General features: G+C 62.4%; 19 protein-coding genes and 1 pseudogene. 5 read left to right on the forward strand and 15 right to left on the reverse strand.

Translation table 11 applies throughout. The features are described from left to right. Positions 1-60: 60 nt before the first annotated feature. The 6 genes from NKL06_RS13900 to NKL06_RS13925 all read right to left on the reverse strand — a co-directional run bounded on the left by NKL06_RS13900 (position 61) and on the right by NKL06_RS13925 (position 7696). Positions 61-2439 carry a polysaccharide biosynthesis tyrosine autokinase gene (locus NKL06_RS13900; protein WP_023694192.1) on the reverse strand — a complete coding sequence of 793 codons (2379 nt, stop codon included), beginning with the start codon at positions 2437-2439 and terminating at the stop codon, positions 61-63. Between the two features lie 190 nt (positions 2440-2629). Next, positions 2630-3526 carry a UTP--glucose-1-phosphate uridylyltransferase GalU gene (gene galU, locus NKL06_RS13905; RefSeq protein WP_023668795.1) on the reverse strand — a complete coding sequence of 299 codons (897 nt, stop codon included), beginning with the start codon at positions 3524-3526 and terminating at the stop codon, positions 2630-2632. 75 nt (positions 3527-3601) lie between these two features. Beyond that, entirely contained in the window at positions 3602-4552 is a 951-nt protein-coding gene (locus tag NKL06_RS13910) for a glycosyltransferase family 2 protein (protein WP_023694193.1), read from the reverse strand. After that, positions 4542-5486, reverse strand: a complete 945-nt coding sequence (locus tag NKL06_RS13915; RefSeq protein ID WP_196814109.1) for a glycosyltransferase family 2 protein — start codon at positions 5484-5486, stop codon at positions 4542-4544. The genes NKL06_RS13910 and NKL06_RS13915 overlap by 11 nt, the downstream gene beginning before the upstream one ends. Further along, complete coding sequence (locus NKL06_RS13920; protein ID WP_023694195.1) at positions 5486-6481, reverse strand: glycosyltransferase family 2 protein; 996 nt, start codon at positions 6479-6481, stop codon at positions 5486-5488. Before NKL06_RS13920 ends, NKL06_RS13915 begins: the two co-directional genes overlap by 1 nt. A gap of 42 nt (positions 6482-6523) precedes the next feature. After that, on the reverse strand, positions 6524-7696 hold the full coding sequence (locus tag NKL06_RS13925; protein WP_023694196.1) for a glycosyltransferase: 1173 nt from the start codon (positions 7694-7696) through the stop codon (positions 6524-6526). Positions 7697-7990: 294 nt separating this feature from the next. Between NKL06_RS13925 and NKL06_RS13930 the strand changes: the two are divergent. Further along, positions 7991-9040: pseudogene (locus NKL06_RS13930) on the forward strand (polysaccharide pyruvyl transferase family protein); the annotation flags it as partial. 225 nt (positions 9041-9265) lie between these two features. Here the strand turns inward: NKL06_RS13930 and NKL06_RS13935 are convergent. From NKL06_RS13935 to NKL06_RS13975, 9 genes are all read right to left on the reverse strand, one after another. Next, positions 9266-10729 (reverse strand): lipopolysaccharide biosynthesis protein, encoded by a 1464-nt coding sequence (locus NKL06_RS13935; RefSeq protein ID WP_023684224.1) that lies wholly within the window; start codon positions 10727-10729, stop codon positions 9266-9268. Continuing rightward, positions 10726-11895 carry a glycosyltransferase gene (locus NKL06_RS13940; RefSeq protein ID WP_023694198.1) on the reverse strand — a complete coding sequence of 390 codons (1170 nt, stop codon included), beginning with the start codon at positions 11893-11895 and terminating at the stop codon, positions 10726-10728. Before NKL06_RS13940 ends, NKL06_RS13935 begins: the two co-directional genes overlap by 4 nt. A 221-nt stretch (positions 11896-12116) precedes the next feature. Further along, positions 12117-13358: a glycosyltransferase gene (locus tag NKL06_RS13945; protein ID WP_023694199.1), complete on the reverse strand. Its 1242-nt coding sequence runs from the start codon at positions 13356-13358 to the stop codon at positions 12117-12119. Positions 13359-13581: 223 nt separating this feature from the next. Beyond that, the gene (locus NKL06_RS13950) at positions 13582-14661 is read right to left on the reverse strand and encodes a glycosyltransferase (protein ID WP_023694200.1); all 1080 of its coding nucleotides are present in this window, start codon (positions 14659-14661) and stop codon (positions 13582-13584) included. Between the two features lie 31 nt (positions 14662-14692). Then, positions 14693-16024, reverse strand: coding sequence for a UDP-glucose dehydrogenase family protein (locus NKL06_RS13955; protein WP_023694201.1), 1332 nt, complete (start codon positions 16022-16024; stop codon positions 14693-14695). A gap of 55 nt (positions 16025-16079) precedes the next feature. After that, positions 16080-16979 (reverse strand): endo-1,3-1,4-beta-glycanase ExoK, encoded by a 900-nt coding sequence (gene exoK, locus NKL06_RS13960; RefSeq protein WP_023694202.1) that lies wholly within the window; start codon positions 16977-16979, stop codon positions 16080-16082. A gap of 121 nt (positions 16980-17100) precedes the next feature. Next, entirely contained in the window at positions 17101-17496 is a 396-nt protein-coding gene (locus NKL06_RS13965; RefSeq protein ID WP_023694203.1) for a cytochrome P450 family protein, read from the reverse strand. A gap of 127 nt (positions 17497-17623) precedes the next feature. Next, positions 17624-18646 carry a glycosyltransferase family 2 protein gene (locus NKL06_RS13970; protein WP_023694204.1) on the reverse strand — a complete coding sequence of 341 codons (1023 nt, stop codon included), beginning with the start codon at positions 18644-18646 and terminating at the stop codon, positions 17624-17626. A gap of 145 nt (positions 18647-18791) precedes the next feature. Then, on the reverse strand, positions 18792-19916 hold the full coding sequence (locus NKL06_RS13975; RefSeq protein WP_023694205.1) for a nucleotidyltransferase family protein: 1125 nt from the start codon (positions 19914-19916) through the stop codon (positions 18792-18794). A gap of 478 nt (positions 19917-20394) precedes the next feature. Between NKL06_RS13975 and NKL06_RS13980 the strand changes: the two genes are divergently transcribed. From NKL06_RS13980 to NKL06_RS13995, 4 genes are all read left to right on the forward strand, one after another. Continuing rightward, positions 20395-20547 carry a lasso RiPP family leader peptide-containing protein gene (locus tag NKL06_RS13980; protein ID WP_023684233.1) on the forward strand — a complete coding sequence of 51 codons (153 nt, stop codon included), beginning with the start codon at positions 20395-20397 and terminating at the stop codon, positions 20545-20547. A 164-nt stretch (positions 20548-20711) separates the two neighbouring features. Then, complete coding sequence (locus tag NKL06_RS13985; protein ID WP_245261017.1) at positions 20712-20981, forward strand: PqqD family protein; 270 nt, start codon at positions 20712-20714, stop codon at positions 20979-20981. A gap of 25 nt (positions 20982-21006) precedes the next feature. Continuing rightward, a complete protein-coding gene (locus NKL06_RS13990) occupies positions 21007-21381 on the forward strand; it encodes a lasso peptide biosynthesis B2 protein (RefSeq protein ID WP_245261015.1) in 375 nt (124 codons plus the stop codon). Between the two features lie 3 nt (positions 21382-21384). Next, on the forward strand, positions 21385-23304 hold the full coding sequence (locus NKL06_RS13995; RefSeq protein ID WP_023694207.1) for a lasso peptide isopeptide bond-forming cyclase: 1920 nt from the start codon (positions 21385-21387) through the stop codon (positions 23302-23304). The last annotated feature ends 5 nt before the right edge of the window (positions 23305-23309 follow it).

Here is a 23309-nt window from a genome sequence, read left to right on the forward strand (position 1 = left end):
TCTTTTCCGAAAACCGGATCCGCTGTCCGGATCACGCTCCTTTTCAGGATCGCGCTCCGTTCAGGCGGCGGTCTTGGCTCGCACGTCCGATTTCTCCAGATAGTAGGTCGAATAGCGGTCGAAGAACTTTTCCGAGCCGCCGAGCGAGCCGTATTTCGGCAGCTTCTTCAGATCGACCTTGTTGAGCACGGCGCCGACGACCTTGCTTGCGACGTAGGGTTCCTGCTCCAGCAGCGAGCGCACCATGGCGCGCGGCGTGCGGCCCCATTCGGCAACCAGCACGAAGCCGTCGACCAGCGGCGCAAACGCCTTGGCGTCGACCACGGGGCCAAGCGGCGGCAGGTCGACGATGATGTACTCGAACGTCTCCTTGGCGTTGTCGATGAAGCGCCGCATGCCGGCCGACGACAGCAGCTCGCTGGTATGCGAGAACTGCCCACGCAGCACGGCCGGGATGATCGCCAGCTTGGTCTGGCGGTCGACCTTGCCGACCGACTGCCAGGTCTGGCCGTTGACCACGGCCTCCATCAGCCCCTGCTCGGCCTCCATGCCGAGGTTGCGGCTGAGGCCAGGATTGCGCAGATCGGCGTCGATCAAAAGCGTCTTCGAGCCGTTGGCGGCCAGCAATCCGGCGAGATTGGCGGCGACCGTAGACTTGCCCTCGCCGGGCAGGACCGAGACCACGCCTATGACCCGGCTGCCTTGCCCTTCCATGACGACGTCGAAGGCGATCTTGGCGTTGCGCAGCGTTTCGGAGAACATCGATGCCGGCGCATCGACGCTGACCCGCAAGCGCGCCCGTTTCTCGGCCGCCGACAATGTGTTGGCGCCTTTGGCATCCGCCGCACCGTCGTCGGCGTCCTTGCCGAGCCTGCCGCCGATCATCGGCAAATAGCCGAGGAATTTGAGGCCGACGCGATCGCGAATGTCCTCGCCGGTCCTGAAGAAGCGCTCGTTGAACTCATTCAGGCCACCGAAGCCGGCGCCAAGCAGCACGCCAAGCACCAGCGACAGCGCCAGCACCCTGGAGGTGCGCGGGCTTGAGGCGGAAAGCGGCGTTGAGGCATCCGAGATGATGCGGACCTTGCCGACCGGGAAGGATTGCTGCTGCGAGGCCTCCTCGTAGCGGCTAAGGAAGGTCTGGTAGAGCGTGGTCAGCGCCTGCGCCTGCTGGTCGAGTTCGCGCAGTTTGACCTGGCTCTGGTTGTCGATGGAGCTCTTGCCGGCCGCGTCGGCGATCTTCTGCCTCAGTGAGGTCTCGCGTGAAAGCGCGACTTCATATTCATTGCGATAGCTTTCGGTCAGTTGCTTCAACTCGCCGAAAATCTGGGTCGACAGGTCGGCCTTTTCCTTGGCCAGCGCCACCGCCTGCGGATGGTCGGCGCCGAAATTGGCCGTCACGTCCTGCAGCCGCTTGGCCACTGCGAGATAGCGGGTCTTGAGCGTTGCAATGACGGAGCTTGCCGGCTGATCGCTTGAGATGGCGGAATCGTTGAAGGCATTGTCCGAGCCGCTTTCGACGATGGTCTTGTATTGCTGATAGCGGGCGCTGGCGCGCGCCGTATCGGCCTGCGCGACGATCAGTTGCGCGGTGAGATCGGCAATCTGCTTGTCGCTGATCAGCTGGCCGTCGCTGTTGGCGGCCAGACCATGCTCGGCCCTGAATTTCTCGACCGCCATAGCGGCCGCCTGTGAGTTCTGACGAAGCTCGGTCAGCCGGCCCTGCAGCCAGACCGCAGCGCGCTCGGTGGCGTCGAAACTGGCATTGAGCTGGTCGGCGAGATAGGCGTCGGCATAGGCCTTGGTGATGGCGGTGGCGAGCGCCGGATTGGTCGACTGGTAACCGATGGCGAGCACATAGGAGCGGCCGTTGCGCTGCGCCAGCACCTCGCTCTGCAGCTTCAGCACGGCATAGTCGTGGCGCGCCGTCTGCATCATGGTCTGGCGTGTCGCCTCATCGACGTTTTCCATGCCGGGAATCTGCTCGGCGGAACTTGAGCGGAAATAGCCGATCACGCCGCGCACGAAGCCGATGCCCTTGACCAACGCCGATTGCGGCGGGTTCATGAACTCTGCGTTCTGGTCGAGTTTCAGCTTGTCGACCACCACCGAGGCCAGCCGCGCCGAGGTGATGATTTCGATCTGGCTGAGCAGGGCGGCGTCGGTCTGCATGGTGACGGATGCAGCCGAGATGTCGTCGATGACCTTGTTCAGGCCTTCGTCGATCAGCACGCTGGCGACCGACATGTATTGCTTGGGCGTGGTCTGCAGATAGAGCAACCCCAGGAACAGGCCGATGATGGCGCAGACCGCCACCACCTTGACCTGACGCGCCGCCATGCCAAGCAGGCGCTCGACGTCGATGAAGTCTTCACCCTTTTCCTGATCGGGGTTGGGCAATGGCATCCTCTTGTCGAGAGGAAAGCTGGCATAATTCATCTTCGATCCAATTCTAGGTTACAGGCGCCGGAGCGAGACGGGTCAGGTCCCACCTCGTCCGAAGCTGCGGAGATCGGGGGCAAGATATGCAACGCAAGCTTCATGCCATCCGGCGCCGGGCCTGAGCGGCCAGGCGTGCAGGCATGAGCCGCGCCATCGTCCAAACGCATATGCCCTCGAAAGATGGGCATTATGCGGCCACTTCCTGACGCTCATGCGACCGCACGAACGCCTGCAGCATTTCCAGCACAGGTCCCTTCATGTCGTCGCGCGCCAGCGCGAAGGCGATGGTGGCCTCTATGAAGCCTTCCTTGGAGCCGCAGTCGAACATGCGGCCATTGAAAGGCTGGGCAAAGAAAGACTGGCTTTTCGCCAGCCGCACCATTGCATCGGTAAGCTGGATTTCGTTGCCGGCGCCGCGCTGCTGGTTGCCCAGCAGCGAGAAGATCTCGGGCTGCAGGATGTAGCGGCCGTTGATGTAATAGTTCGACGGCGCATTGGCCGGCGCCGGCTTTTCGACCATGGCCGTCACCTCGAAGCCGCTGCCTGTCTCGGCGCCGCGCCCGACGATGCCGTATTTGCTGGTCTCGCTGGGATCACAGCGCTCGACGGCGATCACATTGCCGCCGGTCTGCTGATAGAGATCGACTGTTTCAGCCAGGCAACCTCGGCGACCGAACGACACCATATCGGGGAGCAGCAGGGCGAAGGGCTCGTCGCCGATGACTTCGCGTGCGCACCACACCGCATGGCCGAGACCATGTGGCGACTGCTGGCGGATGAAGCTGGTGGCGCCGGCCACGGGCAGCATGCTTTCGAGCGCCTCCAGCTGGGTCTTCTTGCCGGTTTGTTCGAGCGTTCCAATCAGTTCGGGGTGCAGGTCGAAGTAGTCCTCGATGACAGCCTTGTTGCGGCCGGTGACGAACACGATGTGCTCGATGCCGGCTTCGAAGGCCTCGTCCACCGCATATTGGACGACCGGCCGGTCGACCACGGGCAGCATCTCCTTCGGAATCGACTTGGTTGCCGGCAGGAACCGTGTTCCAAGCCCCGCCACAGGGATGACTGCCTTCCTGATTTTCTTCATCGCAAATTCCTTCTGAGCAGATCGATTTCAGCCTGTTGCAGGCCACGAACAAACGTCTTCATGTACTCGCCCTCCTTACCTCTCCGCGCCGACGGCAAACTGCGCCGCCACCCTTTTGAGGCGGACGGCGATCGGCATCGACATGTGCCTGACAGCCGCCGGATCACTTAGCGCGGTGCGTATCGCTTTCAACGGCGAACGCGCCTTGATGTGCTGGACCAGCGACAGGAACGATGCCGCCTTGCGCAGGCTGCGGGCGCGTTTGGCGAAGGCGGCCGCAGCAGCAGCGTCCATGGAATTGGTCTCGGCGAAGACCGCGTCGGCCTTGCGCATCGCCTCGATATGGTGAAGCTCGAGCACGCGCGAGATCGAGCCCGTGCGGATGTGGTAGATATAGCCGGTCGTCGGCTCGACGACGCATTTTCCGCTCTTGGCCAGCGCGTTGGCGAGCAGGATGTAATCCTCGCCTATGCTCAGACTTTCATCATAGCGAAGCCCGTTTTCGATCAGGAAACGGCGCTGGAAGATCGGCTTGAGATAGCCAAGGTTGAACGTGGATTCGAAAACGATGTTGCCAGCGATGTAGTCGGCGAGCGTGATTTCACGCAGGCCCTCCAGATATTTGGCGGGAAACATCGTCGCTTCGGCAATGCCGTCCTCGCGCACCACCTGGAGGTTGTCGACGGCGATTACAGCGCCCGCACTTTCGGCTCGCGCGATCATGGCGGCGAGCCGCCCGGGCAGGACGGCATCGTCGGAATCGAGCACCGCGACCCAGCGGCCTGTGGCGAGGTCGAGGCCGGCATTCCTGGCGCCGCCAGGGCCACGATTTGCCGGCAGCGCAACCACTTTGACGACATCTTTTGGATAGGCTCTTGCGACGTCGAGCGTGTTGTCGCGCGACTGGTCATCGGCGACGATGATTTCGACGCTGACATCGCGCTGGGCCATGGCGCTTGCGATCGCCCGGTCGAGCGTGGCCGCGGCATTGTAGGCTGAGATGACAAAGGAGACGTCAGGCTGCACGCTTGCCTCCTTGCTGCGGGGAAGACAGTCCGTATTGGCGAATTTCGCTGATACCGACGAGGCCGCTGACGACGCCGACATGCATGATGCCGCGCAGCACGCTGCGGTTGCGGCGGACCGGGCTAATCGCGGTCAACGCCGCCATGCCGAAGCAATAGACGGCCTTGGCCGAGGCAAGGCCGACAGCCTTCGCACGCTCTATCACGCCTGCGTCATGGCCGATGAGGTGGCCGTGCGTCTGGCCGAAGCGGAAGCGGCGGCGGCGCAGCCAGTCGAAAGCGGCTCGCGAACGCGGCACGACTTCCTCGACCCACGCCTCCGGCGCAAAGGCGATGCGACCGCCTGCCTTGACCATGCGGTCGAAGAATTCGGTGTCCTCGCCGCCGCTCTGGCCGCGCGCCAGGCTGAAACGACGGTCGCGCAAGCTGTCGGCGCTCATCCTCAAAAGGACGTTGCAGGTGTAGCCGGTGCGGATTTCGCCCTGCACCCAGACCGGCAAGGTCGAATGGAAATCGCCCTTGCGCATCCAGTCCGGCGCATCCGAGCGGTAGAGCGCCCGCACCGGACCGAGCACGGCCTCGGCGCCGCTTGTCTCCGCGATAGCAATCAGTTCGGCCAGCCATTGCCGGGAAGCGGTTTCATCGTCGTCGATGAAGGCGACAAAATCGGCCGTGCTGGCATCAAGACAGGCGTTGCGGGCAACCGAGATGTTGCGCGCCGGGGCGTGCCGGTAGCGGGCCACGAGCTTCAATTCGCTCGCCAGCGCGGTCACCAGCGGCTCGGCGGTCGGCTCGTCGTCATTGTCGGCGACGATGACGCCGATGCCGAAACCGGCAGGCATATCCATGGCAGCGAGCGACCGCAGCGTGTCGGCCAGTTCCGGCCGCCGGAACGTGCAGACGCAGATGTCGATTCGGCGGCTGTCGGCGACCATCATGCCACCCCGCGCTGCGATCGCGAGCCGAGCAGTTGCAGCCAAAACCCGAGCGACCAGCCGAAATGCATGACCATCGCCGAAATGCCCGCCAGCACATTGTTGGGATTGCGCTGGCTGATGGCGGTCACAGCGCCGTAGCCCAGACAGACCGAAGCCCAGACCAGCAGCGGCACCGCCGCCAGCCAGTGGATAAAGGAAAATACCGCGAGAAGGACGACCGGCGCCACCAGCAGCGGGATCATCTGCCGAACTTTCGGGATCATGCGGTGCTTGAGCACATTCTTGGCGCGGCCGCGGCCATAGCCGAGATATTGGAAATACAGGCCCTTCAGCGACGAACGCGGATAGTAGACCATCTGCGTCTTGCCGCTCATCCAGATGCGGTAGCCTGCCCGGCGCAGGCGGTAGTCGAGTTCGGCATCCTCATTGTGGCTGAAGGTCTCGTCATAGCCGCCGACCGCGGTGAAGGCCGAGATCCGGATCAGCGCGTGATGGCCATGGTCCACCCATTCGCCGGCGGAAAGGTGCCGGTGCTTGGAGCCGCCGGTGCCGAGCTTGGAATTCTGCGCCGCCGCGACCGCTTTCTGCACCGCGCCGCTGCCGCTGGTCAGCATCGAGACGACGACCGAATCGGCTGAAGTGGCGAGCGCCTCCTCGACCAGCCGGTCGCAATAATCGGCGGGATAGCCGCCATGGGCATCGATGCGGATCAGGTATTCGGCGCCGTCACCGAGGCTGGCGACGGCGAGATTGATCGCCGCGCTCTGGATACGTTTTGGGTTGTTCAGGAGGACGACCTGAGGGTCCTTGGCCGCAACCGCTTCGGCAATGGCCAAAGTACCATCGGTGCTGCCGCCATCGGCAACGACGATGCGGGCGCCGAGCCTTAGCGCTGCCGGCCTGAGCTGCTCGAGCAACGCGCCGATATGGGCTGCCTCATTCAGGCACGGAATGACGATCAGGCTTGGCGGCAGCGCTTCGGTTTGCGTCATCGGCGCCTTTCCATGAACTGCACTTTTGTCATTGGTCATCCTTCAGGCCAGTGCCTCGGTGGCGAACGAACCAGGGGCAACCGCAAGGCCGCGCAGCCTGTCGACAAAGGCGCGGCAGTCGCTGCGGTCGTAACTCCAGGTTCGTGGGTTGCGGGCCAGCACACGCGCCTTGGCCTTGCCGAAGTGCTCCTGGTCCATGCGGCCGAGCGCGGTTTCCAGGATTTCGGGCGTGGCATCGGAAAGCAGGACGCCAACGTCCTGCTGGTTGAGAAAGCGCCCGGTCTCGGTATTGCCCATCGAGATCGGTACGGCGCCGAAGCGGCAGCCCTCATAGAGGCGGTTGGGCAGCAGCCATTCCGAATTCTGCCCTTCCTCGAAGAAATCGATCGCCCAGGAAAAATGCACTTCGCCGTAGATCGCGGCCATGTCTTCCGGGTTGCGGTAGGGGCCACGAAAGGAGAGATAGGGTTCGGCCTCGACAAAAGCGTGGAAATCCGGGAATTCCGAGAGTGCCGGACGGCCCCGGAGGACGACCTCGAAGCGCCCGCCCTGACGGCGCGTGAAGTCGGCCAGCAGCTCCAGCGAGCGGCGGCAGCGCAGCGCGCCGAACCAGCCGATGCGCCACGGGGGTGCTGCAGGGTTTTCGGCCGTTGACCTGTCATCCAAGGCGATCGGCGCGGTTTCGAAGTATTTGTTTTCGACCAGTTCCACCGGTGCGGCGACCTGCCCGAACGGCTTGAAATAATTGGCGATGAAGGCCGGTGAGCTCGTCACCAGAAGCTTCACGTCGCGGGCGAGATAACGCTCCGCTGTGCGCAGCGCTTTGCCCAGCATGTCATTGCGCAGCACCAGGCGATGAATGTCGAGGCATTCGTAGACGATCGGCACGCCGCCGCGAAAGGCGGCCTTGGCGCGCCTGGCCAGCGCCAGCATTTCCAGATTGCGCGCGATGATGAGGTCGGGCTTCGGCATCGCCGCAAGCTTCGAGCCTATCGACAGCGCCGCCTTGGCGACCGCCGCCAGACGCTGGCCGAATCGGCCGTCACGCGTCGCGCCGAGGTCGACCGGCTGCAGCCCCTCGACGTCGGGAACAGCATTTGTGGTCCGACGGAAGCCGGCCAACGTGACCCGCGCGCCGCCTGCCTTGAGCATTATGATCCGCCGGCGCACCGCCGGGTCGGAAACATCGTGCACAAGGTACAAGACATGCAGCATGAAAACTCGACCGCTGTTGGCCCACCCACGGGAATGCTAACCCAGCTTTTGCTGCATCGCAACATTTTTGGTGCGCCGTAGCATAAGTGCACGTTTTTTGTTGCACTGCAAAATTGATGCGTTACCCTCCGTCGGGCTTGAGCGCCGCTCTGACTGGTCACCCAGCCCGATGCAGCGATGAATTGTGACGCGAGCCGCATCGGGATCGTCCTGGCGTGGGTATTTTCGGTCACCATGCCCGTCCTAGGCACCGCAGGCCCCGCCGCGGAATCTGCTGACGAAATGAGGTATCCCATGAAGATCGTCGTTGAAAACACAGTCTGCCTGAATACCGGGGATGCGGCGATTCTGCTGGCGATCCGCCACATTCTCAGGACGATCGTGCAAGGCGACGTGCGGTTTGCCGTCTTCGACAGCCAGCCCGAGGTTGCGGAACGACTCTATCCGAAGACGGATTATCCCGACCTCGAATTTCATAAGCTGCTGTCGGAATCCCTGTTCCGATACAAGAATGGCAGCGGGCTGAGGGACCGGTTCAAGCCGATCTACAATCGGCTCGTTCTCCAGGCCCTGCGCTGGTTTGGCAGCAGCGCGCTAGGCAATTTTTTCAGCCATCGCGACCGGCGCGGTCTCGATATCTACGCCGACGCGGACATGGTGGTCACCACAGGGGGAACCTATCTCGTCGAGAACTACAATCTCGAACGACGCCTCAATCAGTTCAGGCTCGATGCCGTATTTGGCAAAGATCCGGTCTTCTTCACGCAATCCCTCGGTCCGTTCGACAAAAGTTACAACCGCCAGGAGCTCGGCCCGATCTTTGACCGCAGTCCGCTCATCCTGTTGCGCGACGAACGGTCGCGGACCCATATCCGGGACTTGGTGAAGGATCTCGGAAAGTGCCACGTGGTGGCCGATGCCGTATTCGCCTTGGCCGATACCGACAGGATCGGCAAGCGTCTCGCTTCCAGCCAGCCGCCGGCGTCGACGGGCCGCGTCGCTATTTCGGTCCGCCACTGGAACTACGTCAGCGACGGTGAGGGCGGCATGCGCCGCTATCTGGATTCGATCCGCGAGATCGCCACAATTCTTGTCAGGGACCTTGGCAAGGAGGTGACCTTCGTCTCCACGTGTCAGGGCGTGCCGGAATATGCCCATGACGATTCCAAGACCGCACAGGCCATCGTTGCCGAGCTCGATCCTGAGATCGCCAGCCACGTGACAGTGGACGCTTCGTTCCACACGCCGGACCAGTTGATGGGGCTGGTGAAGGGCTTCGACTTCGTCGTCGCGACGCGCATGCATATGATGATCATGTCGCTTTGCGTCGGCACGCCGGTGCTGCCGATCGCCTACGAGTTCAAAACCAAGGAAGTGGCCAAGCGAATCGGTGTCGACGATGTGCTGCTCGACATCGACACCGTGACGCCCGAAGAGGCGCGCGAAAAGCTCGGCCGGTTTGCGGGAAATCTCGACCGATATCGCAAGACAAGCCTTCAGGCCGTGCTCGAAGAACATGCTTCGGCAATGTCGGCCACAAACCTGCTGGCGCCGCTGATCGCCGGCCGCTCAGCGGATATTGCGCGCGGCGTTGGACAGGGTGGTGAACAAGGCGCGTCGCGACTGCGGGACGGCAAGCATGAAAACGAGACCGATGCCGTAGTTGAGGGCAAGCGCCAAAAAGACCGCGAGCAGGTCTGACTGGCCCGTTAGAGACGCCGGCAACCACAGGTACAGGAACCAGGCAAGCAGGGACGAGGCGATGAAAAGCCCCTGCATGAGCAGGAAGTCGGCGGCGGTCACCGGACCGACGCGATGGACCAGTAGCGCCAGCACGGGAACGCGCAGCACGTAACCGCTGATGGCATAGGCCGCGGCAACGCCGACGGCGCCCCAGTGCAGGCCGACGACGAAGGCAGCGACGGTCGTCAGCGACGAATAGATGCCCCAATGGAACATGGTCTTCGTCTTGCCCTGACAGATGAATATCCATCCCGTCGTGCTTGAAACGGACTGGACCAGGCTGGCGATGCCCAGCCAGGCAAAGATCGGTGCGACCGGTGCCCAGCCCGCGCCGAAGAGAAGTCCGACGATCTGATTAGAGGTCAGCGTCAGCGCCGCGATGCCCGGCATGGTAACGGCCGCCAGCATCCAGTTGGTGCGCACATAGATATCGCGAAAGCGGGCCTTGTCATCGTGAATGCGGCTGAGCAGCGGCACCATGACCCGTGTCAGCGGCTGGTTGATGTTCTGCAGCGGGAACAACAGGAGCTTGTAGGCGCGGTCGTAATAGCCGAGTTCGATCGCACCGGAATATTTTCCGATGAGAATGTTGTCGAGATTGCGCGAGAAGAAGTTGGCGAGGTTGAAGCCGGTCAGGTTGGCGCCGAACGACAATATATCGGCATCGACCTTCAGGTCCGGCCGCAAAGGCGTCCAACGCGCCACCAGCCAGGCGGCAGCCAGGGCGATAGCTGCCGAAACCGCCGGGCCGATGACCAGCGACCAGTAGCCCAACCCCGCATAGGCCGCGATCGCGGCGGCCAGCAGTCCGGCGGCGGCGCTTATCACATCGTTCAGTGCGAGCTGGCCGAACTGCAGGTGCCGGTTCATCAACGCCAGCGGCACTGCGGCCAGACTGCCGAGAAGCAGCGGCAGGGCAGAGCCAAGGGTGATGCCGGACATACGTTGATCGCCATAGAACGCGGCGATGGCAGGCGCCAGGCCGGCCACTACCACGGCACTACCCAGCCCGACGAGCGCGCTGATCCAGAACACCTGGTTGAGCTGCTGGTTGCTGATGTCCTTGCGCTGAACCACAGCCTGCTGCAGGCCCAGATTCTGAAGCAGCCCGACGAAGGCGACGATCGGCCCGACGGAAGCCACCAGACCGAAATCCTCGGGGACGAGCAGACGGGCCAGCACGATGACGGAGAGAAACTGGATCGCCATCTTGAAGCCCTGGGCGCCGATGGTTACCAGCCCGCCGCGCAGGGCGACACGACCGAACTGGGGGGGCGGATTGGCGTTCATGCAAGCGACCTCGTTTCGCCAAGCCGCATGGCGATTTCCACGAAATGTTGGTTCAGCAGATCGGAGTTGAACTCGGCCTCGATCTTCTTGCGCGCCGCGAGAGCGATCTCTTCACACGGCTTCGGATTCTCGGCGATCCAGGCAAGCTTTCCGGTCAGCGCCGCAACGTCCCGCTCAGCCACGAGAAAACCCGTCTTGTGATCGTCGATCAGTTCAGGGATCCCGGAATGATATGTGCTGACCACCGTCAGGCCGGCGGCCATCGCTTCCATCAGCGAAACCGGAATGCCTTCCAGATCGCCATCGCGGGCGCCGACGCTGGGCAGCAGGAATACATGCGCATCGCGCAGACGCTGTTTGACTTCGCTGTGCGGCCGGGGCCCAAGAAAATTCACCCTGTCGGCAATGCCGAGCTCTGCGGCGATCCCCTTCAGCTGCTCGAGAAGTTCTCCGCCGCCGATCACCGAGTAGATCCAGTCTCGCCGCGGCAGGCCAGCAAGCGCGCGAAGCGCATATTCGATGCCCTTCTTTTCAGTCAGGCGGCAGACCGAGATGAAAGAGAGCGTAGCCTGCTCCCATGAACGCCACCGATAGTCGATGTCACTCGGCCGCACCCCCATATGGTGAACCACAACCTGCTCCGGCGATGCACCGACCTCAATCAAGGCATCGCGGAAAAACGCATTCACCGGCAGTTGAAGAACGCCCTTTTCGAACACAATCTTGTAGCGCGCGAGCGTATTGTCATGCAGCGGTTCGCCGACATCACGGCCGTGAAATATCGTCACCAGGGGAGCGGAAATCCTCCCGCGCTTGATGGCGCGGGCCACGCGCATGCCGTTGTTGCCGAAATGGGCAACGATGACGTCGGCGCCCTGCAGTTTTCGGGCATGAGCAATGTCGATGGCGGTCGAGAGCTTGTCCCAGAACCTGCCGGACCACTTCCTGAGCAGCGGGCGATAGCGACCCAGGCCACCCCACCAGCATATGACCTTTCCTGGCAGCGCCTGCCAGCGCGGATCATCGATGTTGCTGTCCCTGCCGAAGGACGTCTCGTTGCAGACGACGCCGACTTCCATGCCGCGCTCAAGGCATCCGGCTATCTGGTCGAGAACAAAGGTTTCGGACAATGAGGGGAACTTGTCGACTACGAAGCAAATCTTCATCGGCAGGATGCGCTCGTGCGGAGAGCCGGTGTGCCCTTGACAAAAGCCGGGCCGAAAACAGGGTGCCGGAGGCACAAGACATGCAGCATGGAACTCTACCGCTGTTGGCCCACCCGCAGGGACGTTAGTACAGGTCTTGCTGCACTGCAACATTTTTGGTGCACTGTAGCAAGATTTCCCTCGGCTTGGCGTGTCTGCCGATCAAACGCAGAGCAGCAGTGTCAGCCGGCAGATGAAGGATCCGCCAGGCCCTCGGAAACCCCGACATGACCGGCAGGTTCATGCGCAGGGCTCGATGTGGCCAGTTGGGTAACGATCTGCGCAAAACGTTCATTCAGAACATCTGCGTTGAAGTCGTCCTCGACTTTGCGGCGTGCGGCAAGCGCGATACGCTCGCATTCGGTCGGGTGCTCCCCGGCCCAGGCAAGCTTGCCGGCAAGCGCTGAAATATCTCGCTCGGGCGTAAGCAACCCCGTCTCCCCATCCTTGATGAGCTCCGGGATTCCCGAATGATACGTGCTGACCGCAATCAATCCGGCGACCATGGCCTCCATGAGCGCGACCGGAATGCCTTCCATATCCCCGTCGCTGGCAGTGATACTTGGCAGCAAAAAGAGATGCGCCATGCGAAGCCGTCTTTTCACCTCTGCGTGAGGGAGGCTGCCGAGGAATGTTACGCGACCAGCCAAGCCCAGCTCTACGGCCAGCCTCTCCAGATTCATCCGCAGAGGACCGTCGCCAACAATGTCGTAACGCCAGTCTAGCTGCGGCTGGGAGGCCTTGAGGGAGGCCAGGGCTCGCAAGGCGAACTCGACGCCTTTCTTTTCGACCAGGCGGCAAACCGTCGTCACGACCAGTTGGGTGCCTTCCCACGATTCCCAGCGATAGCCGATTTCGCGGGTGTCAATTCCCATATGGTGGACCGTCGTGCTCGCCTGGGACAGGCCGGCTTCCAGCAGCATCGTGCGGAAGTAATCGTTGACGGGCAGGTTCAGGGTCCCATGCTTGGTCAGCCCGGCATATTGTGTCGCGAGCACTGCCTGCCGCGCCGGGATCGCCACGTCCGCGCCGTGAAAGATGGTTATGATCGGTGGTTTGAGCACCTTCCATTTCTTCAGTGCGGCTGCTCTCTCGCCGTTCTGTCCGAAGTGGGCGACAATCACGTCGCAGCGGTTCAGGCGGCGTGCAAAGGCGATGTCGAGAACGGTCGAGGCCTTGTATCGCAGACGCGGCGGCAGACGCTGTACAAATTTGCTGATTACAGCGGCCCATCGCCACCAATGTCGGGTTCTGGCGAGCAGCGTCGCCATCGGCTCGCTTTGCCGGTCAATTCGGTGGTCACCTTGCATCTTTTCGCAGACCACTTCGACCTGAAAGCCCCGCGCCAGCAGCCCAGCCATCTGGTCCACGACGAAGGTTTCCGAAAGCAGAGGGAATTCGCCGACGACAAAGCCCACGCGCATGACCCGCCCATAAGGTTGGGGCTTGCTCGGACCAAGCGGTCCATATCGCACAAGCCCTAATGTAGACAGGCAGAATACACGTTGATTGCTGCAGTGCCACAAGATATTGCACTGCAGCAATTAAAAGTGATCCGGACGGGCGCACGACGCCTGGACCTGGCTAACGGGAACTTTGCGCGACCACGGTCGTGCAGCGTCTCAGCTGAACTGCAACACGACGCGTTTAGGCTGCGCGCTCCAAACCGACACGTCTTGCGCGGTCGAGAACGCCCATGAACGTTGCGAACTGGCTGTCGGGGTTCATTTGCCGCCGCTCCGAAAACTGACGTGCTGTCGCTGACAGCCGCTTGTACTCGGCCTCGTCGCTCCACAGCCGCCTGACCGTTGCGACCCAGTCGGCGAGCGGGGCGTCGTAGTCCAGTACCACGCCGCCGGCGCCGATCGCTTCCGGCAGACCGCCGCGCCGCGAGCCGACCACGGGAATGCCACTACAATGCGCTTCCGAGGCCACCCGGCCCCAGGCTTCTTCCCATTTGCTGGGCGCAAGCAGGATTTTCGTGCGGCCGTAGACCGTCTTCATGTCGCTGGTGCGGCTTTCCAGCTTGACGTTCTGAAGGGGAGAGATTGTTGCTTCGATCCGGGCTCGATGATCGTCGTCGAGCTTCCAGCTTTCGACGAACAGGAACGGGATCTCGGGACAGGCGGCGGCAATGCGCACCGCAAGATCGAAGCCTTTTTCCTCATATGGATTGATGAGCGTGACAAATTCACCGGTCGTCGGTGTGCTGTAGAACGCGGGATTGATGGTCGGCGGAATAACCGTCGAATCGATATCGAATTTTGCCTTATAGGCGCGCGCGGTGAACTCGGAGTTGGCGATATAGACCGCCGAATGGAGCTCACGCAGATCGCCGGCCAATTCGTCGAATTCGACATTCCTCAGATAGACGGTCAGCGGCACGCCAAGCCTCTGCAACTCTCTGCCGATCGGCACCGAATTGTGGCACTGCACGACCGCGACATCCGGCCTCAACTTTTTGACGGCGAAGCCGGCCGCTTCCCAGGGAAACCACGCCCGTACAACCGGATAGCCCGGGAAATTGTCGATGACCGCGCGCTGACGAAGGAGCTTCATCTTGGCGCGCGCCCTGAAGCCGAACATGCCGTCGCCGAACAGCGCTGCCAGAACGGATGCCTCGTGACCGTTTTCGCGCAATTGCTCGACCAGGTGGTGGGTGCTCGACTGGACGCCCCCGCTGAATTGCGGCGTGTAGCCGGTGCCGCCTGCAAACAGAACTTTCATGAACCTGGCTCCGCGTTGTGCCGCCCTGCCTTCACGCCGCCATCCTGCCGATCGAGAAATACTCGATGCCGTGACGGGCGATGACCTTGGGATCATAGAGGTTGCGGCCATCGAAGATGACCGGCGTGGTCAGGGCATCCTTCACCGCGTCGAAGGACGGGGCGCGGAAACTCTTCCACTCGGTGGCGATCAGCAACGCGTCGGCGCCGCGCAACGCCGCCTCCTTGGTGCCGCACAACAAAAGGTCGTCGCGCAGGCCGTAGATGGCCTGGCATTCCTGCATCGCCTCGGGGTCGTAGGCCTGCACATTGGCGCCGGCCTGCCACAGCGCCTCCATCAGGACGCGCGCCGGCGCCTCGCGCATGTCGTCGGTGTTGGGCTTGAAGGCGAGGCCCCAGAGCGCGAAGGTCTTGCCCTTGAGACTGCCCTTGAAATAACGGTGCACCTTGTCGAACAGCACCGACTTCTGGGCATTGTTGCGCTCCTCCACGGCGCGCAGCAGCTTGGCGTCGAACTTGACGCCTTCGGCGGTCTTGATCAGCGCGCGGACATCCTTGGGAAAGCACGAACCGCCATAGCCGAGGCCGGGATAGATGAAGTGATAGCCGATGCGTGGATCCGAGCCGATGCCCTTGCGCACCTCCTCGATGTCGGCGCCGAGTTGCTCGGCCAGATTGGCCATCTCGTTCATGAAGGAGATCTTGGTCGCCAGCATGCAGTTGGCGGCGTATTTCGTGAATTCGGCGCTGCGCACGTCCATCACGATCATCTTCTCGTGGTTGCGGTTGAACGGCGCGTAGAGCTCGCGCATCACCGCCTCGGTGTCCTCGCTGTTGGTGCCGACGATGATGCGGTCAGGCTTCATGCAGTCGGCGACGGCGGAACCCTCCTTGAGGAACTCAGGATTGGAAGCGACGTCGAAAGCCAGGTCCTGGCGCCCGCGCGCCTTCAGCGTCGCGGCGATTTTGGCCTTCACCTTTTCGCAGGTGCCGACCGGCACGGTCGACTTGCCGACGACGATCTTGGGACCGTCCATCTCGCGGCCGATGGTCTCGGCCACCGCCAGCACATATTTGAGGTCGGCCGAACCATCTTCGCCGGGTGGCGTGCCGACCGCAATCATCTGGATCTCGCCATGCTTGACGCCGGCGGCGGCATCGGTGGTGAACTTGATGCGGCCGGCGGCGTGGTTCTCCTTGACCAGGGCCTCCAGTCCCGGTTCGAAAATCGGCACCAGGCCCTGGTTGAGCCGCTCGACCTTCTTTTCATCGACATCGACGCACACCACCTGGTGCCCGACCTCCGCCAGCACCGCGGCCTGCACGAGACCGACATAGCCAATTCCAAAGACCGTCAAATTCATTCGGGTTAATTCCTGTTCACGCCCTTTGGCCTTATATAGCCGGGCCGGTTCAGATCTACTTTATGCTGCTTACACTGCATGCCAGCGATTCCGGAAACTGGCACGGCTGGCCGAGCGCGGTGAAGGCGACGCGCTGCACCTGCATCGTCACCTGGCGGCCGGGGTCGGAAAAGGCGCCCATCCAGTTTTTCAGCGTGTCGCTGCCCCAGAGGCTGAAGAATATCTTCTGCGAGTGGGTCGGCAATTGCTCGGGATTGGTCACTTCCTGGACCAGCTTGCCGTTGACGTACCAGCGCAGCCGGTCCTTTTCCCAGATGAAGGCATAGTCGTTGAAGCCCTTGTCGGCGCCGCCTTCGACCTCGGCCAGCTTCTCGTTCTTGGGCTTGCCGGCGATGTAGCTGTTGACCTGCACCTTGGATGTATCCTTGGTCAGCACCTCGAAGTCGATCTCATACCAGGGCTGTTTGTCGGCAGGGCCGATATAGGTGAAGAAAGCGGCGTTGAGACCGGATCCGGTGTCGGTCTTCATGCGTGCTTCATAGGTCCCATAGCCGAAGCGCTGCTTGGTCTGGATCTCGGCGCAGGCGAACTCGCGGTCCTTCAGTTTGCGCTTTTCGAAGCCGAGCGTCAGCATGTTGTCGGAAACTTTTACCAGGCTTTTCGACCAGGTGCAGTTCTGGTGATTGCCGTTCGACCAACCGTCGGAGACATACCAGCGCGAACGATCGAAACTCTTGAAATCGTCGACGAAGGACGGTGCGCTTTGCATCTCCGGGGAGGCGTCCTGGGCGCGGGAGGGGTGGGCGGCGCCGAGCAGAGCTGCGGCTGCCGCCAACAGAAGCGCACCAACGGATAGAAGACGCGTTGGGTTTACAAGACGCATTGGCCGATTTGGCCGCGTCGAAATCATGGCATCGATTGCCGCCATGGGCGTCGTCTTCGGATCTGCGTGCATATCAATTCACCTTTGTGCTGTTCCGCCCCAACCCAAAGTCACCGATTGGCCCACATTGCTAACGGGCCGATCCCGATCCTCCGTCCCCGAACTTTCTCTTCTGTGTCTCGTGTGACCGTGTTCAGCCGAAGCGACCTGCGGGTTTGACATATTCCCCGTGCGAATCAGAACCCTGGCCATCCTCGCCGACGATCGCGTCGAGTGAATGACGCAGTTCCTTCATCCGGCTCGTCTGACGCACCAGCTCGGCGATGCGCTGTTCGCAGTTCAGGATGGACTTCGTCAGCTCGCCGACTTCCGACAGCTTGCTTGCCGACGCCGAGCCGTTCTCCATCGACTCGACCAGGAAGGCCGCGTTGGTGGACTTCGACCGGTAGCGGGCCTCCAACCCGGTCTTCTCGGCCGCAATCTCGGCCGTGATCTGATCCAACAGCTTTGCCAGACGGTCGAAACGCGCCAGATCGGTCTGCTTGTCGCGCGCTGGGTCCCTGGACCTGAAGCCGAAAATTGAAGCCATCCGGTTGGCCTTCCAAAATTGCTGCACCGCAACATACAGTGCCATCGTCGGGGCGTGTAGGCAACCTCCGAGTTTCAGAAAGGCAATTTTTTCAGCCTTGCGGCCGCCGTCCCGGACTTGGCGGAGCCTACTTTTGCGCCGCCGTGCTGGTAGCGGCCATGAGGAAGCGCAAGGGCGGCACCGGCTGCTGCCGCGGGGGCAGACCGGCGTGGCGAAACAACGCATCGAGCTTGTCGGCGGCCACGCCGACAACGATGGGAATGAAGTTCGACTGGCTGGCCAGCGCGTAGGCGGCGGCAGACGCCATGCCGCGCTCGGCCTTCACATCGAGAAAATTGCGCAGCCGGTATTTGTCACGCACATGCCGCTCGTGCTTGCGCAGCAGGGCCTTGGAGCCTTCCGGCAGGCTGTCGATCTCGAGCAGTGCCAGATCCGCATCGGCGAGGCGCTTCAGATCCTGTGTCTTGTGGCGCCCGCTCAACGAATCGGCGCGCACGATCGCGCCATAGCCGCAGGAACGGATGACCTTGAAGCGTGCGCCAAGGGCAAAGGCGCGAGCGTAGAGTTCGTAATCTTCGCCGAGACGCAGGTTCTCGTCGTAACGCAGCCCATGCCTGTCGAGGAAAGCTCTTGATATCACCGGCTTGAGAAAGCCGAGTTCGCCGCGCTGGACACGCCGTCTGGAGATGTTGCCCTCGATGAATCGCTCGAAGTCGAGGAATTCCGGGTCCGCCGAAAAGGACGGGGCGACGATCTTCGAGACATCGGTCGCCGTATCGTCACGGATCAGCATGATGTTGTCGGCGGCGAAATCCCAGTCGGCGCTGGCAAACAGCTGGCGAAACCGTCCCTGAAGGAAGAAATCGTCGGCGTCGAGAATGCTGATGAAAGGTGATTTCGACCCGGCAATGGCGGTATTGCGGGCGAAGGACGGGCCGCGATTGGCGTCGAGCCGGATGACCGAAAGCCGGCCGCTGCCATCATCGGCAGCGCTGGCCACCTTTGCGGTGTCATCGGTGGAGGCGTCGTCGACGACGACGACTTCCGCCACCTCCGGCTCGCGCAGCGCCGAGGCGATGGCTGCGGGAATGGTCCGGGCCGCGTTGCGCGCCGCGATGATCACGCAGACCCGGGATTCTGTCATGGACATAGGATGGCCTTTCGATTGCGTAAAGTGTCGCGAGGCCCCTCGCCCTCCCGGCGCGCGGCGCCGGACCCCGATCCATCCTCCCATGATCCATCCCCAGCGGATCGGGACGGAACGTTTTCTGCCTGCTGCATGACGACCCTCATCGTCACCGGCTTTCCCGCTCGAAAATCCGCCGGCTGAGGTCGGCTGACGCGGCCCAGCCGGCCTCGGTCAGGTAGCGGACAGGTTCGCGGCCGCACAATTCCCACAAAACGGTGCGCCGTTGCGGCCATCTGAGCGACGACAGCCACGGCGCGATGACCATGTGGAACAGGTCTTCATTGCCGATGCGTGACAGGATCCTGGTGGCCCGATCCGACAGCAGCGTGCCGGCGCCACCAAGCAGCACATCGGCGGCGCGCAGGCCCAGCAGCAGGGTGTCGGCCAGCCCCTGCTCGGCCGCGTAGTCGAGCACAGTCTGCTGCTCGGCCTCGCTCAGCCGACTGGCAGCCGCCCGGATATCGCAGACATAGCCCGCGCATGGCTCGCGGTTGAACAGCGCCTTTGCGACACTGATGCAGGACAGAAGCAGAGTGTCGGAGGCCGAGATGAACGGCACGCTGGAGCCGGCGATCGCAAGCGCGCGCTTGCGGCGCAGGAACCCTTCCGTATCGCGCGGGCTGGGCGATCCCGGCTGCTGGAGCCGGTAATGGAGATCGACGGTGGACAATTTCCGACCTTGGCTGCGAACCATGTGCTGCTCGCCCAGAAAGCGCACCCACCAGACGGAGCGGGACTTGCCGGCGACCTCGTAGCCGATCGAGCGCAGCGCATCGCGAGCTCTAAAGAAGCCGGCCGGCGACACCAATATGTCGACATCTCCGGACGGCTTCATGAAATGGTCGCCATAGAGCAGTTGCTGCTGGAGGGGCCCCTTCAGGAACACGAAATCGATGCCGCTGCCGCGCAGCGCCTTGTCGATGGCCATCGAATCCATGATGCCGGACGAGTTCATCGCAATCGTGCGCCGGCGATAAGTGTCGAGCCACTCGAGCAATCCCGGCGGCGTCTCGCCCGCCGGTGGGCGCGACAGCGCCTTCAGCATGAAGGTGGCGACCTTGTTCAGCCTGGCGATGTCGCAAACATCGGCAACGGAGATGGCCGGTGCAGGCGCGGTGCTGGGGCTCGCCCCGGAGGCGAAGAACAGCCGCAGGCACGCCTGCACATAGGCCACTTCGTCGGCGCAGCCAGCGGCGCGCAACCTTTCGAAGGTCCCTTCCTGCAAGGCCATCTGCTGCAGCATCTCCGCAAAAAATTCGCCAGGCGCGTTATATTGCAAGTGCGAAGCAAAGCATCGCCAAATTCATGCGCCGCGTCCAGTTTTTCCTTTGGCGCCAATTTCCTGCAACCTGAACGTTTCGCAACACAGTCCTAGATGCAAGGCGCCGCCTGATCGGGGCTTGTGACGGGTACGTCAGCAACAATTTTTGTGGGAATGCGCCAGCGCCCAAGTGAGGAGCATTCGAAGGAAAATTTAACGTAATTAAATCAGATACTTAGTTGACGGCCTCGGACACTCTGCTGAATTCTCCTGAGATGTGAAATGCAAAGCGCTTTGATCACCATTGAAGGGAGTCGCAACCGAGAATTGATTAACGGCTGGTAAATCAGGCTTGACTCATAAATGCTGCCATGCAGCTATTGCGGTGCAGCAATAGCTCGCTGCCGGCAATCGACAGGCCGCTTCCAGTCCACAAGTGGAGAGTAAATTGGAACAGAATGTTGAAAAGCATGAGTACGAAACCCCTAGCCTGACGGTCCACGGCTCGATCGAGACCATCACGCAAGGCGGTAGCGGTACTACGGCACTCGACGCCTCGTTTCCGGCACATACGCCGGTCGGCGAACTCACCTTCTCCTGAGTCTTCTCTCGTTGGGGTGACAAAGTCCGGACTCTGCAAACAGAGCGCACTAAGGAGAGTCGGGGGTCAAACCCCGGCTCTCGCGTCTTTGTCCGGAATTGCCGAAGCGTTGGTGTTGTGAGCGAGGTTTAGGAATGGACTGGAACCCCACGGACCACGATCGGATGAGCGCGAGCAAGGATGCCGTGGCCTGCGAATTCGGCAACGGCCTGGCGCTGCTCGATATGAGGTCCAACATCTATTACAGCCTGAACAGCGTCGGCGCCTTTATCTGGGAGCTGATCCAGGAGCCGCGGCCGATTTCCGAAATCCGCAGCGCCGTGCTGGATCGCTACAATGTCGATCCGGAACGCTGCAAGGCCGATGTCGATGGATTGTTGAAGGGCTTGGCGGACGCCGGGCTTGCGAGGCTCCATGATGAGGAACTTGTCTAGAGCTTTCTCACTGAGCGGGCCGGAGATGCTCTTTCTCGCCCACTGCCTTGCGGTGGTCGTGGCGGTGCGGCTGGGGCTGACGCTGCTTTCCTACAACAAAGTGCGCCGCATGGTGACCCGGCTCGACGCGCGCGAACCAGCCGACATCGGCGATCTCAGGCGTGTCGCCTGGGGCGTGGCTGCGGCTGCCCGCCTGGTGCCTGGCGCAAGCTGTCTGACCCAAGCGCTTTCCGGCCAATATTTGCTTGCCCGCCAGGGCAACGCCTCAAAAATCCGCATCGGCATCGAGCGCGATACCGGCACCGAGTTGAAGGCGCATGCCTGGCTGGTCAGCGGCGACCATATCGTGCTCGGTGGCTCGCTTGGCAGGTTTAACCATCTCGTTGACCACGGCCAGTGAGCGATGAGCGGCGTCGCCGGAATTCTGCTGAGGCAGGAAGGCAAGCCGGCCGCCGCGGCCGACATCCAGCGCATGCTTGCCCGCATGCAACATCGCGCGCCTGACGGCAGTTCGTGGTGGATGGACGAGGGCGTCGTTCTTGGCCACGCCTGGCTCAACACCACCGATGAAGCCGGCCCCGGCCCGCTGACCATGGCCGGCGGCAAGCTCGCGATCACCGCGGACTGCCGGCTGGACAATCGCGACGAATTGCTGGCCAGGCTTGGCATCAGGGACAGTTCGGTTGCCGACGCCGTGCTGTTGATGCGCGCCTATCTGCGCTGGGGCGAAGCCTGCCCCGAGCATCTGCAAGGCGACTTCGCCTTTGCCATCTGGGATGGCGAGCGCCGGCAGCTGTTTTGCGTGCGCGACCATTTCGGCGTCAAACCGTTCTACTATCATTCGAGCGACCGGCGCTTCGTCTTTGCCTCGGAGATCGGGCCGATCCTCGATGCCGGCGGCGTCGACATGCGCATCAGCGAACACCAGATTTCGGGATTCCTGGCCGGGCTGCCCGATAATCCGCAGTCGACAGCCTATGCCGATATCTTCCGCCTGCCGGCGCGCCACAGTCTGACCGTGACCGGCAAACAGGTGGTGCTGCGTCGCTACTGGCAGATCGAACCCTCGCCAAGGCAGATGCGATCGGATACGGTCGAGGAATTCCGGCATTTGTTTTCGCAATCGGTCCGCAACCGTATGCGCGGCACGCCTGCGGTCGGCGCAATGCTGAGCGGAGGGCTCGATTCCTCCTCGATCGCCTGCGTGGCGGGCCTTCAGAATGCCGCGCAGAGAAAGCCGAGGCTGCCGACCTTCTCGCTGGTGTTCGAAAAGGGTTCGCCGATGGACGAGCGGCCTTTCATCGAGGCAGTGCTTGGACAGGAGAAGGTCGACGGCACTTTGATTTCCGTCGGCAACTACGCGCCCTTCGCCGAGTTCGAACGCATTCTGGAAGAGCAGGAGGAAACGTTCCTGGCGCCCGGCCTGTCGTTGACCCGCGACATCTACAGGACCGCCGGCGCCAAGGGCATGAAGGTGCTGCTGGACGGCCATGGCGGCGACGAGGTGGTTTCGCAGGGCCACGGCCATCTGCACGAACTCGCCTATGCCGGCAAATGGATGGAGCTGTGGCGCGAGCTGCGCAGCGCCTCCAACACCTATGGCGACGGCATGCTCGGCCTCTACTACCAGTTCCTTACCCTTTACGGACCGGCCTGGCGCATCGCGAGAATCAAGCGGTTCGCGAACCGCGTGCTTGGCAAATTGCGGCGCCATCCAACTGGGCGGCCGGCGACGAGCTGGCGCGGCCTGATCAATCCGGACCTGGCGATGCGCACCGACCTCGTCGAGCGGTTCCGCAGGGCCGGCTACATGCCGCCCGCGGTCAGCGCCAGCGAGACCTTGACCCATCGCTGGCTGCTGTCGAACGGCATGGTGCCGCACGCCTTCGAGGTTCTCGACAAGGCCGCCGCCAATTTCGGCGTCGAGCCGCGCTACCCCTTCTGGGACAAGCCGCTGGTCGAGTTCTGCCTGGCGCTGCCCGGCGCGGAAAAGCTGAACCAGGGCTTTGGCCGCTCGGTGCTGCGCCGCGCCATGGAAGGTATCCTGCCGCCGGCGGTGCAGTGGCGGCGCGACAAGATCGATTTCACCTCGAACCTGGTCAAAGGCATGCTCGGCAATCACCGTGATCTCCTCGACAAGGTGCTGGTAGCGGATGCGGCGCTGATCGCGCCCTATGTCAATTTGTCCGAAGTGACAGCCGCCTATGGCCGCATCGCGCGGCAACCGGACGAAGCCACCCTGCCCGATGTCCAGTATGTCTGGCGTTCGATCGCGTTGTCGCTGTGGCTAAGGCAGGTGCAACAGCGCGGGAGCCAAGCATGACACTG

The sequence above is a fragment of the Mesorhizobium sp. C268A genome (assembly GCF_040324475.1).
In the GTDB taxonomy this organism is placed as follows: Bacteria; Pseudomonadota; Alphaproteobacteria; order Rhizobiales; family Rhizobiaceae; genus Mesorhizobium.

Bases quoted from the DNA above. Each gene is read 5' to 3' on its own strand.
- NKL06_RS13900 (WP_023694192.1), bottom strand. From the start codon at position 2,439: ATGAATTATGCCAGCTTTCCTCTCGACAAGAGGATGCCATTGCCCAAC.
- galU (WP_023668795.1), bottom strand. From the start codon at position 3,526: ATGAAGAAAATCAGGAAGGCAGTCATCCCTGTGGCGGGGCTTGGAACA.
- NKL06_RS13915 (WP_196814109.1), bottom strand. From the start codon at position 5,486: ATGGTCGCCGACAGCCGCCGAATCGACATCTGCGTCTGCACGTTCCGG.
- NKL06_RS13920 (WP_023694195.1), bottom strand. From the start codon at position 6,481: ATGACGCAAACCGAAGCGCTGCCGCCAAGCCTGATCGTCATTCCGTGC.
- NKL06_RS13925 (WP_023694196.1), bottom strand. From the start codon at position 7,696: ATGCTGCATGTCTTGTACCTTGTGCACGATGTTTCCGACCCGGCGGTG.
- NKL06_RS13935 (WP_023684224.1), bottom strand. From the start codon at position 10,729: ATGAACGCCAATCCGCCCCCCCAGTTCGGTCGTGTCGCCCTGCGCGGC.
- NKL06_RS13940 (WP_023694198.1), bottom strand. From the start codon at position 11,895: ATGAAGATTTGCTTCGTAGTCGACAAGTTCCCCTCATTGTCCGAAACC.
- NKL06_RS13945 (WP_023694199.1), bottom strand. From the start codon at position 13,358: ATGCGCGTGGGCTTTGTCGTCGGCGAATTCCCTCTGCTTTCGGAAACC.
- NKL06_RS13950 (WP_023694200.1), bottom strand. From the start codon at position 14,661: ATGAAAGTTCTGTTTGCAGGCGGCACCGGCTACACGCCGCAATTCAGC.
- NKL06_RS13955 (WP_023694201.1), bottom strand. From the start codon at position 16,024: ATGAATTTGACGGTCTTTGGAATTGGCTATGTCGGTCTCGTGCAGGCC.
- exoK (WP_023694202.1), bottom strand. From the start codon at position 16,979: ATGCACGCAGATCCGAAGACGACGCCCATGGCGGCAATCGATGCCATG.
- NKL06_RS13965 (WP_023694203.1), bottom strand. From the start codon at position 17,496: ATGGCTTCAATTTTCGGCTTCAGGTCCAGGGACCCAGCGCGCGACAAG.
- NKL06_RS13970 (WP_023694204.1), bottom strand. From the start codon at position 18,646: ATGTCCATGACAGAATCCCGGGTCTGCGTGATCATCGCGGCGCGCAAC.
- NKL06_RS13975 (WP_023694205.1), bottom strand. From the start codon at position 19,916: ATGGCCTTGCAGGAAGGGACCTTCGAAAGGTTGCGCGCCGCTGGCTGC.
- NKL06_RS13985 (WP_245261017.1), top strand. From the start codon at position 20,712: ATGAGCGCGAGCAAGGATGCCGTGGCCTGCGAATTCGGCAACGGCCTG.
- NKL06_RS13990 (WP_245261015.1), top strand. From the start codon at position 21,007: ATGCTCTTTCTCGCCCACTGCCTTGCGGTGGTCGTGGCGGTGCGGCTG.
- NKL06_RS13995 (WP_023694207.1), top strand. From the start codon at position 21,385: ATGAGCGGCGTCGCCGGAATTCTGCTGAGGCAGGAAGGCAAGCCGGCC.